19 protein-coding genes are annotated in these 16384 nt (G+C 63.4%); 17 read left to right on the top strand and 2 right to left on the bottom strand.

Going from position 1 to position 16384, the window contains the following annotated elements:
* Positions 1-13 precede the first annotated feature (13 nt).
* Together AC0GUR_RS05065 and AC0GUR_RS05060 are read right to left on the bottom strand one after the other, a co-directional pair.
* A complete protein-coding gene (locus AC0GUR_RS05065) occupies positions 14-598 on the bottom strand; it encodes a Maf family protein (RefSeq protein WP_472876386.1) in 585 nt (194 codons plus the stop codon).
* Positions 595-1050: a hypothetical protein gene (locus AC0GUR_RS05060; RefSeq protein ID WP_472876385.1), complete on the bottom strand. Its 456-nt coding sequence runs from the start codon at positions 1048-1050 to the stop codon at positions 595-597. The genes AC0GUR_RS05065 and AC0GUR_RS05060 overlap by 4 nt, the downstream gene beginning before the upstream one ends.
* A 179-nt stretch (positions 1051-1229) precedes the next feature.
* On the opposite strand from AC0GUR_RS05060, the gene AC0GUR_RS05055 reads away from it, so the two are divergent.
* From AC0GUR_RS05055 to AC0GUR_RS04975, 17 genes are all read left to right on the top strand, one after another.
* Positions 1230-1709, top strand: coding sequence for a YceD family protein (locus AC0GUR_RS05055; protein ID WP_472876859.1), 480 nt, complete (start codon positions 1230-1232; stop codon positions 1707-1709).
* Between the two features lie 18 nt (positions 1710-1727).
* Positions 1728-1922, top strand: a complete 195-nt coding sequence (rpmF, locus tag AC0GUR_RS05050; RefSeq protein ID WP_019466219.1) for a 50S ribosomal protein L32 — start codon at positions 1728-1730, stop codon at positions 1920-1922.
* Between the two features lie 148 nt (positions 1923-2070).
* Positions 2071-3045: a beta-ketoacyl-ACP synthase III gene (locus AC0GUR_RS05045; RefSeq protein WP_472876384.1), complete on the top strand. Its 975-nt coding sequence runs from the start codon at positions 2071-2073 to the stop codon at positions 3043-3045.
* Between the two features lie 188 nt (positions 3046-3233).
* Positions 3234-4181 (top strand): ACP S-malonyltransferase, encoded by a 948-nt coding sequence (fabD, locus tag AC0GUR_RS05040; protein ID WP_472876383.1) that lies wholly within the window; start codon positions 3234-3236, stop codon positions 4179-4181.
* A gap of 64 nt (positions 4182-4245) precedes the next feature.
* Positions 4246-4989: a 3-oxoacyl-ACP reductase FabG gene (gene fabG / locus AC0GUR_RS05035; protein WP_472876382.1), complete on the top strand. Its 744-nt coding sequence runs from the start codon at positions 4246-4248 to the stop codon at positions 4987-4989.
* 313 nt (positions 4990-5302) lie between these two features.
* Positions 5303-5542 carry an acyl carrier protein gene (gene acpP, locus AC0GUR_RS05030; protein WP_114823364.1) on the top strand — a complete coding sequence of 80 codons (240 nt, stop codon included), beginning with the start codon at positions 5303-5305 and terminating at the stop codon, positions 5540-5542.
* A 215-nt stretch (positions 5543-5757) separates the two neighbouring features.
* Entirely contained in the window at positions 5758-6996 is a 1239-nt protein-coding gene (fabF, locus tag AC0GUR_RS05025; RefSeq protein WP_472876381.1) for a beta-ketoacyl-ACP synthase II, read from the top strand.
* A gap of 280 nt (positions 6997-7276) precedes the next feature.
* Positions 7277-8623, top strand: coding sequence for an aminodeoxychorismate synthase component I (locus AC0GUR_RS05020; RefSeq protein WP_472876380.1), 1347 nt, complete (start codon positions 7277-7279; stop codon positions 8621-8623).
* Complete coding sequence (pabC, locus tag AC0GUR_RS05015) at positions 8623-9447, top strand: aminodeoxychorismate lyase (protein ID WP_472876379.1); 825 nt, start codon at positions 8623-8625, stop codon at positions 9445-9447. Before AC0GUR_RS05020 ends, pabC begins: the two co-directional genes overlap by 1 nt.
* Entirely contained in the window at positions 9444-10481 is a 1038-nt protein-coding gene (gene mltG, locus AC0GUR_RS05010; RefSeq protein ID WP_472876378.1) for an endolytic transglycosylase MltG, read from the top strand. Before pabC ends, mltG begins: the two co-directional genes overlap by 4 nt.
* Positions 10478-11128, top strand: coding sequence for a dTMP kinase (gene tmk / locus AC0GUR_RS05005; RefSeq protein ID WP_472876377.1), 651 nt, complete (start codon positions 10478-10480; stop codon positions 11126-11128). The genes mltG and tmk overlap by 4 nt, the downstream gene beginning before the upstream one ends.
* A complete protein-coding gene (holB, locus tag AC0GUR_RS05000; RefSeq protein ID WP_472876376.1) occupies positions 11125-12060 on the top strand; it encodes a DNA polymerase III subunit delta' in 936 nt (311 codons plus the stop codon). Before tmk ends, holB begins: the two co-directional genes overlap by 4 nt.
* A gap of 82 nt (positions 12061-12142) precedes the next feature.
* Complete coding sequence (locus tag AC0GUR_RS04995; RefSeq protein ID WP_472876375.1) at positions 12143-13765, top strand: ArnT family glycosyltransferase; 1623 nt, start codon at positions 12143-12145, stop codon at positions 13763-13765.
* A 1-nt stretch (position 13766) separates the two neighbouring features.
* On the top strand, positions 13767-14690 hold the full coding sequence (locus AC0GUR_RS04990) for a PIG-L deacetylase family protein (protein ID WP_472876374.1): 924 nt from the start codon (positions 13767-13769) through the stop codon (positions 14688-14690).
* Positions 14691-14800: 110 nt separating this feature from the next.
* Positions 14801-15157: a PilZ domain-containing protein gene (locus AC0GUR_RS04985; RefSeq protein ID WP_472876373.1), complete on the top strand. Its 357-nt coding sequence runs from the start codon at positions 14801-14803 to the stop codon at positions 15155-15157.
* A gap of 316 nt (positions 15158-15473) precedes the next feature.
* A complete protein-coding gene (locus tag AC0GUR_RS04980) occupies positions 15474-15830 on the top strand; it encodes an NADH-quinone oxidoreductase subunit A (RefSeq protein ID WP_267224260.1) in 357 nt (118 codons plus the stop codon).
* Positions 15821-16378 (top strand): NuoB/complex I 20 kDa subunit family protein, encoded by a 558-nt coding sequence (locus AC0GUR_RS04975; RefSeq protein ID WP_472876372.1) that lies wholly within the window; start codon positions 15821-15823, stop codon positions 16376-16378. Before AC0GUR_RS04980 ends, AC0GUR_RS04975 begins: the two co-directional genes overlap by 10 nt.
* Positions 16379-16384: the final 6 nt, after the last annotated feature.

Genomic DNA, 16384 nt, shown 5'->3' with positions numbered 1-16384 from the left:
CTAAGACTTGTTATCAGGGCAGGCGGATACCCGCCTCGCGCAGCAACCGTGCAAGCGCGATCAGCGGCAGGCCGATCAGTGCACTGGGGTCTTCGTTGTCGATGCGCTCGAACAAGCTGATGCCCAGGCCCTCGCACTTAAAGCTGCCGGCACAATCAAGCGGCTGCTCCCGCTCGATGTAGCGAGTGATTTCGTCACCATCGAGGCTGCGGAAATGTACGCGCGTGTGATCGACGTGGACGAGGTCTTGTCCCGTGCGGGTGTCATGCAGGCAAAGCGCCGTATGGAACTGCACCTCGTGCCCCGAGCAGGCCGTCAGCTGCGCGCGGGCCCGTTCGACGGTGCCGGGTTTGTCGAGCACCAGACCGCCGAGTTCGGCTACCTGGTCGGAGCCGATCACCAGGGCGTCTTCCAGCCCGTCTGCGGCGGCATGGGCCTTGGCTACGGCCAGCCGCAACGCGCGGTTCCGGGGGCTTTCGCCCGGTAGCGGGCTCTCATCGGTGCCGGGCGAGCGTTGCTCGAAGTCAGCGTAGAGCCGCTTCAGCAGCTCGGCGCGATAACGAGAGGTGGAGCCAAGCACCAGGGTCGGCAGGCTCATGCATCGTGCTCCCGCCGCAGGTGATCCCGCATGGCGCTGTCCAGGTCGTGCTGGGCGCGGTCCAGAGCCGCCAGCAGGGGGCGCAGCCGGTCCCGTGTATCGTTCATGGTGGCCACTGCATGGTCCAGCTGCTGCTGGCTGGCTTTCGGGGCCTCGTCGCGAATCCAGATGCGTTGCTTCAGCAGCGAGCGCAAGCCGGCGTCGATGGCCTGACGGGCTTCCTGTTCACCGTTGGCGGGCTGGTCGGGGTTGAGCGACATCACGGCATGGGCCTGTTGCAGACCTGTCCGGCAGGTCTTGAGATCCAGCTCAAGCCGGTCGGCCAGCTCCAGCAGTTGGCGCATGCTGCCCGAGCGTCGGTCGGCGCGGCCACGGTAGACCAGGGCCACGCCGATCAGGGTCGCAGCCAACAGTGCGACGACCCCAAGGCCGAGCATCAGATAGAAGTTCACGGGATCGGCCGGCTCGCGACGTAGTAAGAGTCACAAAGTCTGCCGTACCGGAAGCATTCAGGCAAAATAGCCCGAATCGACTGTCTCGGTGTGCCCAACCCGTTGACTTCAAGGTGTTGTAATCCTAAGATTTCGCGTCTATGTCCGTGACACTGCCAGAGTCCGTGGACGCTTGGCGCATGGTCTCGGCGCGGCGTTCGTTCCAGGGGGTATTGCCCGTGGTCGCCATGAAGCGACTCGGCGAGGCCCTGGCCGATATGGAAGGGACGGCGCAATACGAGCTGGATTTTGGTCGTGACGAGTTTGGTACGTCGTACCTCGACGTTCGCGTCCAGGCCCCGCTCACGCTGACCTGCCAGCGCACGTTGGAGCCGTTTGTACTGCCCGTGACGGTGGATAGCCGGCTCGGGTTGATCCGCCTCGAGCGCGAAGAAGCGGCCTTGCCGCCGAATGTCGAGCCGTTGCTGGTTGCTGACGACGGCAAGCTGAGCTTGCTGGATGTCATCGAAGACGAATTGTTGTTGGCGCTGCCGCTGGTTCCGGTAAACCCGGACAGCACGCTGCCAGAAGAAGTAGTAGGCCCCGGGCCGGAGGAAACCTCCAGCGAAGGGCGTTCCGATAACCCGTTCGCGGTTTTGCGCGAACTCAAGAAACGTTGATTTAGCTGGAGATTCGCCATGGCCGTTGCCAAGAGCCGCAAGACCCCGTCCACCCGCGGCATGCGTCGTTCGCACGATGCGCTGAAGACCGTGCAGCTGGCCACCGATCCGACCAGTGGCGAGGTGCACCTGCGCCATCACGTCACCAAGGATGGCTACTACCGCGGTAAGAAGGTCATCGACACCAACACCTCGGTGGTCGAAGAGGATTAATCGTTCCCGCAAGGGATACGGTTCCGCATGGCGGCGCGATTTCGCGCCGCTTTGCGTTTATGCGATCACCCACGTAACGTTGGCGGTTTGAAAGACGGTTGCAGCGTACGCGCAGCCTCTTTGTCACAACCCGTCGCATGGAAAGTTAATGGCCCAGATCTACGCCCGCATCACTGGTACCGGCAGCGCGCTGCCCGAGCGAGTGGTGACCAACGCCGATCTCGAGAAGATCGTCGAGACCAGTGACGAATGGATTCGTACCCGTACCGGTATCCAGAAGCGCCATATCGCCGCTGAAGGGCAGACCACCGGCGACCTGTCCACCGAGGCTGCACTGCGTGCGCTCGAGGCGGCGGGTGTCAAGGCTTCCGAGCTCGATCTGATCGTACTCGGCACCACGACGCCGGACATCATTTTTCCGTCCACCGCGTGCCTGGTGCAGCACCGTCTGGGTGCCAACGGCTGCGCCGCGTTCGACGTCAATGCCGCCTGTTCGGGCTTCGTCTACGCGCTCGGCATTGCCGACAAATTCATTCGTAGCGGCCAGTCCAAGAAGGTGCTGGTGATCGGTGCGGAAACGCTGACCCGCATGATCGACTGGAACGAGCGCGAAACCTGCGTGCTGTTCGGTGACGGCGCGGGCGCTGTGGTGCTGGAGGCCTCGGAAGAGCCGGGCATCTACGCCACGCTGCTGCACGCCGATGGCGGTTTCAAGCACCTGCTGTACAACCCCGTGGGTGTGTCCGTCGGCTTCAAGGACGAGCCCAATCACGGTGTGCGCATCAACATGTCCGGCCGCGAAGTGTTCAAAGTCGCGGTGAAGACGCTCGACTCGCTGGTTGACGAAACGCTGCAGGCCGCCGGCATGGAGGCTTCGCAGATCGACTGGCTGATCCCGCACCAGGCCAACCTGCGCATCATCGAAGCGACGGCCAAGCGCCTGAACATGCCGATGGAGCAGGTCATCGTGACTGTGCAAGAGCATGCCAACACCTCGTCGGGCTCGGTGCCGCTGGCGCTGGATTACGCCGTGCGTTCGGGCAAGGTGCAGCGCGGTCAGAACCTGCTGCTGGAGGCCTTTGGTGGTGGTTTCACCTGGGCGTCGGCACTGTTGCGTTACTGATTGCATTCAGCCGCTTCAAGAAAAATACCGCCCTGGAGGCGGTATTTTTTTGCCCGTCATTGCCGCCCGCGCTGGAATGACGCACCACTGAAAGGTGCTCGGGACCCCATTTCTGAAGCGAATACAGCTGCGTATGGCCGCCATTACTGGCACCATTCCGTTTTTCGTTTCCGGAAAGTCCTCGCTCCATGACCCAGACCGCTGCCAATCTCGCTTTCGTTTTCCCGGGCCAGGGCTCGCAGTCGGTAGGCATGCTGGCTGAATTGGCCGCGGCCCACCCGGAAGTGAAAGCTACCTTCGACCAAGCGTCGCAGGGTGCTGGCGTTGACCTGTGGGCACTCAGCCAGCAAGGACTGGAGGAAGCGCTTAATCGCACCGAGAACACACAGCCTGCGCTGCTTGCCGCCAGCGTGGCGGTGTGGCGCGTATGGCAGAAGCTGGGCGGTGCACGCCCGGCGCAGCTCTCGGGTCACAGTCTTGGCGAATACAGTGCGCTGGTTTGTGCTGGCGCGCTGTCGCTGCATGACGCCGCAGCACTGGTGGCTGAGCGTGGTCGCCTGATGCAGGCCGCTGTTCCGCCGGGCGTGGGCGCCATGGCTGCCATTCTCGGTGGCGACGATGCGCAGATTGCTGCCGTGTGCGAAGAAGTAGCTCAGGGGCAGGTCGTTTCGCCCGCCAACTTCAATTCGCCGGGCCAGCTGGTGATTGCAGGTAATGCGGAAGCCGTGGATCGGGCACTCGCCAAGCTGGCCGAGCAGGGCGTGAAGAAGGCCATCAAGCTGGCCGTATCGGTGCCTTCGCATTGCGCGTTGATGCGTGATGCAGCGGATCGTCTGGGTGAGCGCATGGCCGTGATCCAGTGGGCGCTGCCGTCGATTCCCGTCGTGCAGAACGCCGAGGCTCGCAGCTACAGCACGTTGGAAGAGATCCGCGGTGCGCTGCAACGCCAGCTCTATTTGCCGGTGCGCTGGACCGAGTGCGTGCAGGCGCTGGTCGCAGGCGGTGCGACGCGCATGGCGGAAGCTGGCCCGGGCAAGGTGCTTGCAGGCCTGATCAAGCGCATCGACAAGAGCGTCGAGGCTCGCGCCATCGGTACGCCGGCCGAGCTGGATGCCACTCGCGCCGAGTGGGTCTGAGCCAGTTCTTACCAATCATTCGACTGGATGGATCGACGTCCAGCCATCCAAAGGAACATGACAGATGAGCAAGACACTGCAAGGTGAAATCGCCCTCGTCACTGGCGCCAGCCGCGGCATCGGTGCTGCTATTGCCGACGAACTGGCCGCCATGGGCGCCACCGTTATCGGCACCGCCACCAGCGAAAGTGGCGCAGCAGCGATCGGTGAGCGACTGGCCCCGCACGGCGGCCACGGTCGTGCGCTCAATGTGACCGACAGCGCTGCAGTCGATGCGTTGATCGGCGACATCACCAAGGAATTCGGCGCGGTGTCGATCCTGGTCAACAACGCGGGCATCACCCGCGACCAGTTGCTGATGCGCATGCCGGAAGACGATTGGCAGGCCATCCTCGATACCAACCTCACGTCGGTCTATCGCACCTCCAAGGCCGTGATGCGCGGCATGATGAAGGCGCGCAAGGGTCGCATCATCTCAATCGCATCGGTGATCGGTCTCACCGGCAACCCCGGCCAGGCAAACTATGCGGCGGCCAAGGCCGGCATCATCGCGTTCTCAAAGTCGCTGGCGCGCGAGATCGGTTCGCGCGGCATCACCGTCAACGTGGTGGCGCCGGGTTTTATCGACACCGACATGACGCGGTCGCTGCCTGAGGAGTCCAAGCAGGCGCTGCTGGGTCAGATTGCACTGGGTCGACTGGGCGAGGCGAGCGACATTGCCAAGGCTGTGGCCTTCCTGGCATCCCCCTCGGCGGCCTATATCACCGGCGAAACCCTGCACGTCAACGGCGGCATGTACATGCCGTAAAACATGCAGCGGGGTCGGCACATCGTGTCGCAACTCACCGGCATTTAACGCATTGTTTCAAACGCTCGGGCGGCCTCCAGCCTTGCTGGAGGGGCTGCCCGGCGCGCCGGCACGGGCCGGTTTAACAAGGAGTTGTCGCACGCGGTCTCGTTTTAGGCGACAATTGCTTCTTTCGCGCTGGTCCCGTGGCCTGCGTATCACCATCGCTGGCGGACCATGGCAGGCCTGAGGCTTAGCCACTACAATCCGCCGGCCATATGTCGGCCACGGCCGGCGTTGATCAGGTAACTACTCCTTGGGAGGTATTGGCAACATGAGCACCATCGAAGAGCGCGTCAAGAAAATCGTCATCGAGCAGCTGGGCGTGAAGGAGGATGAAGTCACGGCGAACGCTTCGTTCGTGGACGATCTGGGCGCTGATTCGCTGGACACCGTTGAGCTGGTGATGGCTCTCGAGGAAGAGTTCGAGACCGAGATTCCGGACGAAGAAGCCGAGAAGATCACCACGGTGCAGCAGGCTGTTGACTACATCAAGGCCCACACCAAGGAGTGATCGCTCCGTTGCGACTGACGCCATCGCATGATGCGTCTGTCCACTAGCGATACCGGAAGCTGCGCCACATTGGCGCAGTTTTCGTTTCTGCATTTTGCAACGTCCGATCCCGTATGGTGCGCGAATGCGTACCGCACGGCCCGGATGATGTGGCCACGCTAGCGCGTAATGCTTGCCGTCAGCGGCAGCGCCACGGGAACACGAGGAAAGTCAGCATGAGCAAACGACGTGTAGTTGTTACCGGTCTCGGCATTATTTCGCCGGTCGGCAACGATATCGCTACCGCCTGGGGCAACATTCTCAAGGGCGTCAGCGGCATCGGCGAAGTTACCCATTTCGACGCTACCACCTATGCCACGCGCATTGCCGGCCAGGTGCGTGATTTCGATCCGGCACAGTGGATTGCCGCGAAAGAGATCAAGAAGATGGATCCGTTCATTCATTACGGCATTGCCGCGGGCACGCAAGCCCTGCGCGATTCCGGCCTGGAAGTGACGGAAGCGAACGCCCCGCGTATCGGCGTGGCCGTGGCTGCCGGCATTGGCGGTCTGCATACCATCGAACACACCTCGATCGAACTGCACGACAAGGGTCCGCGTCGCGTGTCGCCGTTCTTCGTGCCCAGCTCGATCATCAACATGGTGTCGGGCCACCTGTCGATCATGAACGGCCTGAAAGGCCCGAACATCGCCTGCGTGACCGCGTGCACCACCGGTACGCACAACATCGGCTTGGCCGCGCGCATGATCCAGTACGGCGATGCCGACGTGATGATCGCCGGCGGCGCCGAATTCGCCACCACCGGCACGGCCATGGCGGGTTTCTGCTCGGCCAAGGCCATGTCCACCCGCAACGACGAGCCGACCAAGGCGAGCCGTCCGTGGGACAAGGACCGCGACGGCTTCGTGCTGTCCGACGGCGCCGGTGTGCTGGTGCTGGAAGAGTACGAGCACGCCAAGGCGCGCGGCGCGAAGATCTATGCCGAGCTCGTGGGCTTCGGCATGAGCGGCGATGCCTTCCACATCACCGCGCCGAGCGAAGGTGGTGAGGGCGCGGCTCGCAGCATGGAGACCGCGCTGAAGGACGGTCACCTCAATCCGACCGACGTGCAGTACGTCAATGCGCACGGCACGTCGACGCCGCTGGGCGACCTCGGCGAAGTGCTGGCGGCCAAGCGCGTGTTTGGCGACCACGCCTATAAGCTGGCGATGAGCTCGACCAAGTCCGCAACCGGTCACCTGCTGGGTGCGGCCGGTGGCGTGGAGGCGATCTTCACCATCCTGGCGCTGCGCGACCAGGTGATGCCGCCGACCATCAACTTGGACGAGCCGGGTGAAGGCTGTGATCTCGATTTCGTGCCGCACACCGCGCGCGAAGCCAAGTTCGACGTGGCCATTTCCAACTCGTTCGGCTTCGGCGGCACCAACGGCACGCTGGCATTCCGTCGCGTTTGAGCGACGTGAGGGGGATGCTCTGACCGATTAAACAAGGGTGGCATGATGTCCAGCCAGCGCGCAGGGTGTGGGGTGTGGCGCAGCGCAGGCTGGTTGCCTGCGCAAGCCGCGCACCGCGGCCTGCGCGCTTGCTGGACTTCACCCGAAGGGCCGCTTCTGTTTGCCCACAGCTGCGCGTCGCGCCATCTCGACAGGCGGCCAGCCTGCCTTCGCTGGCGCAACACACATCTGCGGGCAAACAGAAGCGGTGACACCCTTGTTTAATCGGCCAGAGCATCCCTTGTTCCATCGTCGTACCTTGCACGGCCGGCGCGATCTACTCGCGCCGGCCGCTGCATTTCCGGAGCGCTATCCCGGGTTGCTGCAGAGCGTGACGCACGGCACGCCGCAATCTCGCTACGACATTCTGTTCGCATTTCCACAGGAAAGCCTGACGCTGCATGCGGATGGTCGGTTGGTGGACGGGCAGGGCGTAGAGCGTCCGGGGCGCTTTCTCGATGCACTCGATGACGCGTGGCGTGCCGTTCGCCAGCCACGCGATCATGCCGACGAATTGCCATTCCATGGCGGTTGGCTGCTGTTGCTCACCTATGAACTCGTCGGTGAAATCGAGCCGCGACTTCGGCTTCGTCCTCCTGCTCCGTTGCCGGCTGCGCTGGCGTTGCGCTGCCCGGCGGCGGTGATCGTGGATCACGCGCGTGCTTGCACGGTGCTGATCGCTGAAGAAGGGCATGAGACGTTATTGGATGTGATGGAGGCGGACCTTCATATCGAAGCGTCCGTGCCAGCACTCCCGTCGCCGGATGCCATCCAAGAAGACGACCCCACACTGTTCCTCGATGGTGTGGCGCGTATCCACGATCATCTGCACGCCGGCGACATCTTCCAGGTCAACCTGTCGCGTGCGTGGCGTGCACATTACGCAACACCACCGAAGCCAGCACAGCTTTATCACGCGCTCAGGCAGGCAAACCCTGCGCCATTCGCCGGCCTACTGCAGCAGCCCGAATGGGCGGTGGTGAGTTCATCGCCGGAGCGGCTGGTCGAAGTGCGTGATGGCCTGGCCCAGACGCGCCCTATCGCGGGCACGCGACCGCGCACACCGGGCGATGATGATCTAGCGCGCATTCGCGAATTGACCACGCACCCCAAGGAGCGTGCCGAGCACGTGATGCTTATCGATCTCGAGCGAAACGACCTGGGCCGCGTTTGCGTGCCGGGTACGGTCGAGGTCAATGAGCTGATGGTGGTGGAGAGCTACACCCACGTGCATCACATCGTGTCGAACGTGCGGGGTCGCCTGCGCAACGATGTGACACCGGGCCAGGTGATTGCCGCGACGTTCCCCGGGGGCACCATCACCGGTTGCCCCAAGGTGCGTTGCATGGAAATCATCGCAGCGCTCGAGGATGCGCCGCGTGGCGCCTACACCGGCGCGATGGGTTATTTGGATCGCTGTGGCGATCTCGATCTGAACATTCTTATCCGCACGTTCGCAGTTGCGGGTTCCGATGTGACGCTTCGCGCGGGCGCCGGCATCGTGGCCGACTCGATAGCGGAGAAAGAGCTGGACGAAACGCGTGCGAAGGCGCGCGGCCTGTTGCGCGCGCTAGGAGTGCAGGGCTGATGTCGGGCCTTGTGCTGGTCAACGGCGCACTGGCGGCGACAGTGTCCGTCTTTGACCGGGGCCTGTCCTACGGCGACGGCTTGTTTGAAACCATCCGCTTTGTGCGCCGCGAAGCGCCGCTGTGGCCAAGGCATATGCAGCGCCTGCAGGAAAGTTGCGCGCGACTGCGCCTTCCTGAGCCGAATGTCCCGCAGCTATTCGACGAAGCAATGGCCGTGACCGCGGATCTGGATGATGCCGTGGTGCGCATCACGCTCACGCGGGGCCTGGGCGAGCGGGGCTATGCACCCCCGGCGTCACCTGCGGTGACCCGCATCGTGGCGGGTTTCGACGCGCCGCCCATGAATGGCACCGCCTACCAGTCCGGCGTGCGCGTGCGCTGGTGCGAAACGCGTCTGGCGCAACAGCCCTTGCTGGCGGGCATGAAACATCTCAACCGCCTTGAGCAGGTGTTGGCGCGGGCGGAGTGGTCGGACTCTGCGGTCATGGAAGGGCTGTTGTGCGACACAAACGGCCTGGTGATCTCCGGCACTATGACCAATCTGTTTGCGGTGATCGACGGTGCTCTGGTGACACCGGCGTTGGATCAGTGCGGCGTCGCCGGGGTAGCCCGGGCCGAAGTGCTGGCGGTCCGGAGCGAAGCTCGAATTATGGCCTTGCGTGACGAAGCGCTGGCGCGGGCAAGTGAAGTCTTTCTCAGCTCCAGCGTCCGGGGCATTCTGCCTGTTCAGGCCGTGGGCAATACCGTGTATGGTCCCGGCCCGGTCACCCGCGCATTGCAGCAGCATTGGCGCGGGTTGGGTTTCCCGATGGAGCAGGCATGAGTCGACAAAAGATGCAGGGGCGCGCGCTTTGGCGTGGCCTGATCGTGCTGGTCTTGCTGGCCGTGGCGGGCAGCCTGGTCTACGGCTGGATGGACTATCGCCGTTTTGTAAGCACGCCCCTGGCGGTCACGGCACAGACGCCAAGCGTCGACGTGGCAAAGGGCAGCAACCTGCGCGAGGTGGTGGGTCAGCTGCGTGAGCAGCATGTCACCAACACAGGGCCGCTCTACTGGCGTGTGCTGGCCGAGCAGTTGCGCGTGGCGGGTCGCCTGCACGCAGGCGAGTACGCGCTGACCGCAGACATGACGCCGCGCGACCTGTTGCTCAACATGGCTGCCGGCAAGGTGCTGCAACGCAACTTCACCATCGTGGATGGCTGGAGTTTCCGCGATCTGCGTCAAGCGTTGGCCAAAGCCGACAGGCTGCGCCAGGATGGAGCGAGCCTGGACGATGCCGCGCTGATGGCCAAGGTCGGTGCCGAAGGTGAAATGCCTGAAGGCCGCTTTCTTCCCGAAACCTACGCCTATGTGAAGGGCGATAGTGACCTGGATATCCTGCGCCGCGCGCATGCCGCGATGGCAAAGACGCTCGACGCCATGTGGGCGCAGCGCGACAAAGATTTGCCGCTGGCCACACCTTACGATGCGCTGATTCTCGCCTCCATCGTAGAGAAGGAGACGGGCAGGGCGGACGAGCGCGCGCGGATTGCCGGCGTGTTCACCCGTCGTCTGCAGACCCACATGCTGTTGCAGACGGACCCCACGGTGATCTATGGCATGGGGGATTCCTACGCCGGCAACATCCACAAGTCGGATCTCACCACGGATACGCCGTACAACACCTATACGCGCTCCGGCCTGCCGCCGACGCCTATCGCCATGCCCGGCAAACCGGCCATCGATGCGGCGCTGCACCCGGCGGCAGGCACGGAGTTGTACTTTGTCGCGAAGGGCGACGGTACCCATGTGTTCTCCACCACACTGGACGAGCACAATCACAACGTCGCCTGCTACCAGTTGAAGCGCTGCCAATGACATCACCGGCAAGGACACCGAGAGGAAAACTCATCACGCTGGAAGGCGGCGAGGGGGCTGGCAAGAGCACCTTGCTCGCCGGGTTGCGTCAGCATCTGGTGGAACAGGGTGTTGATCTGGTGCAGACGCGAGAGCCGGGCGGCACGCCACTGGGCGAAGCCGTGCGTGCCATCGTGCTCGATCCGGCGCTTCGGAGCATGAGCGCAGAGACGGAACTGCTGCTGATGTTCGCCTCCCGCGCGCAGCTGGTGCGCGAATGCATCGAGCCGGCGCTGACAGCTGGTCAATGGGTGCTGTGCGATCGTTTCACCGATGCCAGCTATGCCTACCAGGGTGGTGGTCGCGGCATCCCGGTGGAGCGCATCGCCACGCTTGAGCAATGGGCGACCCACGGCCTGACTCCGGACCTCACCTTGCTGCTTGATCTTCCCGTGGCCACCGGGCGTGCGCGTGCTGCGGGCCGCGGTGAGGCGGATCGCATCGAGGCCGAGGCGGATGGTTTCTTCGAGCGCGTGCGTGCGGCCTATCGTGCGCGTGCGGCGACGGAGCCTGACCGTTTCCGTATCATCGATGCCAGTCAGACACCGGCTGAAGTGCTGGCTGCAGCCATCGAAGCCACCCGTCATTTGTTTGGAGCTATCGCGTGAACGCCATGCCGTGGCACGCCGAGCATTGGTCGCGGCTGCAGGCGCGCCGCGCGCGCGATGCCATGCCGCACGCCTTGTTGCTGTGCGGGCCGGCCGGCCTCGGCAAACGCGATTTCATGCATCGCTTTGCGCAAGGTCTGCTGTGCACGCAGGCGCGAGATGGTGAGCCGTGCGGCACGTGCCGCAGCTGCCTGTTGTTCGTCGCGGGCACTCATCCGGATTACGCCGTGCTGTCGTTCGGTCTACGCAAAGATGGCGTGCAGCGCAGCGAGATCGTGGTTGATCAAATTCGCGAGCTCTCGGCACGTTTGGCTATGGCCAGCCAGTTTGGCGGTTGGCAAATCGTGTGCATTGATCCCGCCGATGCGATGAATGCTGCGGCGGCCAACGCCTTGCTCAAGACCCTGGAAGAACCGTCGCCACAGACCTTGTTGCTGCTGGTTGCCGATGCGCCATGGCGCTTGCCGCAGACCATACGTAGCCGCTGCCAGCGCATCGAATTCCACTTGCCTGCTCGCGCCGAAGCGCTCGACTGGCTGCAGCAGCAAGGCGTGAAGGACGCCGCTGCTGCGCTTGATGCTGCCGGTGGCAACCCTGGGCTTGCGCGCGCCTGGGGTGAAGAGGGGGCGTTGGCGCGCCGCCAGGAAGTTCGCAAGGATCTGGGGGCGCTTGCCGCCGGCCGGGGCGAAGCGATGGAGGTGGCTAAGCGCTGGCTCGACAACGAGCCGGGACAGCGTTTGTGGTTCGCGGCCCAGGCTGTGGCTGATGAGGCCAAGGTGCGCGCGGCGACAGGCACGGGGCCGTTGGCCAGTCAACTGGATGCCGAAAAGTTGGACCAGTGGTACATGGCCGCCAACCGTGCGCGCGAATCATTGCGTGGTCCGTTGCGCGGCGATTTGGTATTGCTGGAACTGTTGGCCTCCTGGCGTTGAGCCGTACCTCGCGCGGAATGCTCGAATGTCCCTTGATACGCCGGGAAAGCCTTGTGACAGGCCATCCGCCTACGCTGGCGGGATGACTTTTTTTCAGCAACGTCGCCTTCCTGTCTGGACCTGGGCATCCCTTCTCATCCTGCTGGTCATGCGACTGGCCTGGCTCAACGCGTATACGCTCAATTCCGACGAAGCCCAGCACGCGCACGTCGCATGGGCCTGGACGCAAGGGCTGTTGCCGTATCGCGACGTGTTCGACAACCACGGCCCGCTTTTTAGCTGGTTGCATTCCCCTCTACTGGGTTGGTTGGACGGACGCGCCGATGTGCTGACCTGGCTGCGGCTGGCCATGCAGGTTTGGTACGCCGTTGCTCTGGCCGCCGCAGGCTGGATGGCTCATCGCCTTTATGGCTGGCGCGTGGCCGTGGTGGCCATGCTGGTGGCCGGCATCTTTCCTCGCTTCTTTATCGTGAGCGGCCAGTTCCGCACCGACGACATGTGGATGGCGATGTGGCTGCTGGGCCTCGCCTTTGTCGTGGGGGCACCACCGCGCTCCTGGCGTTATTTCATGACCGGCCTGTTCGTCGGCTGCGCGCTGTCCGTATCGCAAAAGACGCTGGTGCTGATTGGTACGGCGCTGACGGCGGCCGTGGTCATTAGCCTGCTGCGCCCATCGGGTGTGCAGCGTGCAGGTATTCGGTGCTGGATGGCGGCGCTGGCCGGGTTGTTGTTGGTGCCGGGCATCTTCACGCTCTGGCTGGCCGCACATGGCGTGTTGGGCGATGCATGGTACGGGCTGGCCGGTTACAACGTGGGTGGCGGTGCCACCAAGCGGCATGCGGCACAGCAGTGGTTGTGGTTCCTGATACTTGCTGCATTGCTGATCGCGTTCTGCGTGCGCCAGGTGCGGCGTCGCGCATTGCCGGCGTTCGACTGGACGCTCTTCTTCGTCTTGCAGGGTGGTCTGTATCTGCTGCTGATCTGGTTCGTGTGGCCGCTGATCACCAAGCAGGATTTCCTGCCGGTGTTGCCCACACTGGCCATCGCCATCGTGGGGGCTTTGTCGGCTTGGCGCTGGCTTCAGCAACGGCCGACACTTCGCGCTTCCTTCGTGGCGCTGGTGTTAGCTATCGAGCTGGTGGTTCTGATCGCTTATGCGCCGCCGTGGCAGGATCAACTGGCCGCTCAGCGTGCCGAACTGGCGATGGTGCTGCATTACACCGACCCGGGCGATACCGTGATGGATCCCAAGGGCGACACGATTTTCCGCACGCGTCCCTTCTATCCCGTCATCGAAAGCCTGGCCATGCTCCGGCTGCGGCGCGGCCAGATGGCCGACACCATTGCCGACGATCTGGTAAAGCACCAAACCATGCTGGTGGTGGCGCGCCGCCTTCCGCGCGACGCGGCCAGCTTTGTCATGCATAACTACGTGCCTGCTGGCGGCGAGGTGATGGTGGCTGGCCGTATGCTTCCCGGTGCGGTCGGCGATCAGACCATCGAAATGAGTGTGCCAGGGGATTACGTCGTGACGGATGGGCATCAACGGTTGAGTGGCAGCCTCGATGGCGGGCCCACGGCCGATCACTGGGAGCTGACACCGGGTGTTCATCACCTGACGGTAAGTGCCGGCGTGCCGGTGGCTTTGGTCTGGACCCAGGCCTTCGACCGTGGCTGGCACCCTCAGTCTCCGGAGGCTCAGTGAGATGGCGCTGAGCCTGAACGCGGGCACGCGCCTGCTAGTGATTGCCCCGCATCCCGATGATGAGTCGATTGCCACCGGCGAACTGATTCAGCAGGTCCGTCAGGCCGGAGGCGAGGTCAACATCCTGTTGCTCACCAATGGCGATAACAACCCGTGGCCGCAGCGATGGGTAGAGCGACGCCTGCATATTGGCGAGGATGAACGACGTCGATGGGGTGAGCGGCGCCGTGGCGAAGTGACCAAATCCCTGGCGCAGCTGGGGGTGGAGGCTTCCTCCTTGCAGGCACTGGGCTGGCCCGATATGGGGGTCACCGATCGCTTGCGTGATGACTTCGCGCCAACCTTGGCTGCCGTAACGGCCAGCCTGGACGCCTGTCAGCCGAATCTGCTCGCCCTGCCATCGCTAGGGGATCACCATCCGGATCACAGCGCGGCTCATGTCATCACCCGTTTGGCGGTCGACCAGTGGCAGGGAGAGGCACCTAAGTTGCTGGCCTACCTGGTCCATGGTCGTGAAGAGCAGGTGACTGGCAGGGTCAAATTGGATTCCTCCGTGGGACTGCACGCCAACAAGCTGGCGGCGCTGGCCTGTCATCAGAGCCAGATGGCGCTCAGCGGCAAGCGCATGCGGCGGCTGGCGGACCGGGCCGAGCGCTACCAGTGGGTTAAGAGTGTCGATCGTGGCACCGCCGTTCTACCTTGGGAGCCTTCATCGGTCCTGCAGTCATGCATGTACCTGACCGTGGCTGGCCAGGGCGGGGTGCACAGCTGGCCATGGCGTCGCGCGCCGCTGGCGCGGGATGGGCAGGGGCGTTACGTGCTGCACGGGTTGGCGGACGATGTGCCGGGCCCCCGTTTCGCCAAGCTCCATATGGACTTCCCGTCGCCCTGGATCTTCGATCGCTGGGGCTGGTGCGAGCTCTGATGCCTTAGGCATCCGTCACATTCTCTCGACAGATCGCTTGTCGCCCCGCCGTCACGCTCGTTACGATGCCTTGCCGGGGCGCTTGCCCCGTGGGGTTTGCAGGAGCAGCCATGAATCCGGTCATTGCCGCCCGCCAGGGCATTATTTCTTTGAAGATCAAGGACGCGGCGTCGTTGTACAACGCCTATATGCCTTATCTGAAGAACGGTGGCCTGTTCGCGCCTACCGCCCAAAAGTACGCCCTGGGCGATGAGGTGGTGCTGCTGATCAACCTCACCGATGAAGGTGAGCGCCTCTCGGTGGCTGGCAAGGTCGTTTGGGTCACCCCGGTAGGTGCCCAGGGCAATCGCACTGCCGGCATCGGCGTGCAGTTCAATGAGTCCTCCGACGGCGAAGTGGCCCGTACCCGCATCGAAAACCTCCTGGCCGGCATAAGCGGGTCCGAGCGCCCGACGCACACCATGTGAGCGTCCTCCCTCGGGTGGGGCATGCCATCACCTGTAAGACCTTGGTAGTAATAGATTGCGCAGCCCACGAAAGAGGCTGATGCGAGCGCCTTGAAATCGCGTTGGAAGTACCCGTCAAGGCTTGTTGTTGTTAAGCGCGCTGATACAATGTCGCGATTCCCGACTCTGATCGTGGAAAGTCGGACGTTCGCTGCTGCCTTGGCAAGTGATCGCGCTGCATAACCCGTGGCCTTCATCGGCCTGCTGAATCCGGTTCCGGACCGTTTCCCCAGACGGTCACTGATGCGCCAATGAAGGCGCGGAGGTACGTTTCACCGTGCTTGCCGAATATTGGCCCATCCTGCTGTTCATCGGCGTTGCTGCCGGCCTTGGCGTGGTGCTGCTGGCCATTGGCCTGCTGGCTGGCCCCCGTCGCCCCGAAGCGGAAAAGCTCTCGCCCTACGAGTGCGGCTTCGAAGCTTTCGAAGACGCCCGCATGCGCTTTGACGTGCGCTACTACCTGCTGGCGATCCTCTTCATCATTTTCGACCTGGAAATCGCCTTCCTGTTCCCGTGGGCAGTGGTGTTCCAGAAGATCGGCATCATCGCGCTGATTGAAATGGCGCTGTTCCTGCTGCTGCTGGTCATTGGTTTTGCTTACGTGTGGAAGAAGGGAGCACTGGAATGGGAGTGATCTCGTCCCTTGACCGGGTGATGCACAACCCGCAGCCGTTGAACCTGGTGGACGACATCCTGCGTCCGGCCGAGGACAACCCCGTCATCCAGCGCGGTTTCGCCACCACCAGCGTCGATGCGCTGATGAACTGGGCGCGCACCGGCTCGATGTGGCCGATGACCTTCGGTCTGGCCTGCTGCGCCGTGGAAATGATGCACGCCGGCGCTGCGCGCCTGGACCTTGACCGCTATGGCGTGATTTTCCGTCCGAGCCCGCGTCAGTCCGACGTGATGATCGTGGCCGGCACCCTGGTCAATAAAATGGCCCCGGCGCTGCGCAAGGTCTACGACCAGATGCCTGAGCCGAAGTGGGTCATCTCGATGGGTAGCTGTGCCAATGGTGGCGGCTATTACCACTATTCGTATTCGGTGGTGCGCGGCTGCGATCGCATCGTGCCGGTGGACATCTACGTGCCGGGCTGCCCGCCGACGGCCGAAGCGCTGATCCACGGCATTCTGCAGTTGCAGAAGAAGATTCGTCGCACCAACACCATCGCGCGTTCCTAAAGGCGC

The sequence above is a fragment of the Dyella sp. PARNA 12/25 genome (assembly GCF_055702865.1).
Note: the sequence above shows the minus strand (reverse complement) of the source record. Positions and strands in the feature narration are given on the sequence as shown.

Bases quoted from the DNA above. Each gene is read 5' to 3' on its own strand.
- fabD (WP_472876383.1), top strand. From the start codon at position 3,234: ATGACCCAGACCGCTGCCAATCTCGCTTTCGTTTTCCCGGGCCAGGGC.
- AC0GUR_RS05065 (WP_472876386.1), bottom strand. From the start codon at position 598: ATGAGCCTGCCGACCCTGGTGCTTGGCTCCACCTCTCGTTATCGCGCC.
- acpP (WP_114823364.1), top strand. From the start codon at position 5,303: ATGAGCACCATCGAAGAGCGCGTCAAGAAAATCGTCATCGAGCAGCTG.
- mltG (WP_472876378.1), top strand. From the start codon at position 9,444: ATGAGTCGACAAAAGATGCAGGGGCGCGCGCTTTGGCGTGGCCTGATC.
- AC0GUR_RS05055 (WP_472876859.1), top strand. From the start codon at position 1,230: ATGGTCTCGGCGCGGCGTTCGTTCCAGGGGGTATTGCCCGTGGTCGCC.
- AC0GUR_RS05045 (WP_472876384.1), top strand. From the start codon at position 2,071: ATGGCCCAGATCTACGCCCGCATCACTGGTACCGGCAGCGCGCTGCCC.
- AC0GUR_RS04995 (WP_472876375.1), top strand. From the start codon at position 12,143: ATGACTTTTTTTCAGCAACGTCGCCTTCCTGTCTGGACCTGGGCATCC.
- rpmF (WP_019466219.1), top strand. From the start codon at position 1,728: ATGGCCGTTGCCAAGAGCCGCAAGACCCCGTCCACCCGCGGCATGCGT.
- pabC (WP_472876379.1), top strand. From the start codon at position 8,623: ATGTCGGGCCTTGTGCTGGTCAACGGCGCACTGGCGGCGACAGTGTCC.
- fabF (WP_472876381.1), top strand. From the start codon at position 5,758: ATGAGCAAACGACGTGTAGTTGTTACCGGTCTCGGCATTATTTCGCCG.
- AC0GUR_RS04975 (WP_472876372.1), top strand. From the start codon at position 15,821: ATGGGAGTGATCTCGTCCCTTGACCGGGTGATGCACAACCCGCAGCCG.
- AC0GUR_RS04985 (WP_472876373.1), top strand. From the start codon at position 14,801: ATGAATCCGGTCATTGCCGCCCGCCAGGGCATTATTTCTTTGAAGATC.
- fabG (WP_472876382.1), top strand. From the start codon at position 4,246: ATGAGCAAGACACTGCAAGGTGAAATCGCCCTCGTCACTGGCGCCAGC.
- tmk (WP_472876377.1), top strand. From the start codon at position 10,478: ATGACATCACCGGCAAGGACACCGAGAGGAAAACTCATCACGCTGGAA.
- AC0GUR_RS04990 (WP_472876374.1), top strand. From the start codon at position 13,767: ATGGCGCTGAGCCTGAACGCGGGCACGCGCCTGCTAGTGATTGCCCCG.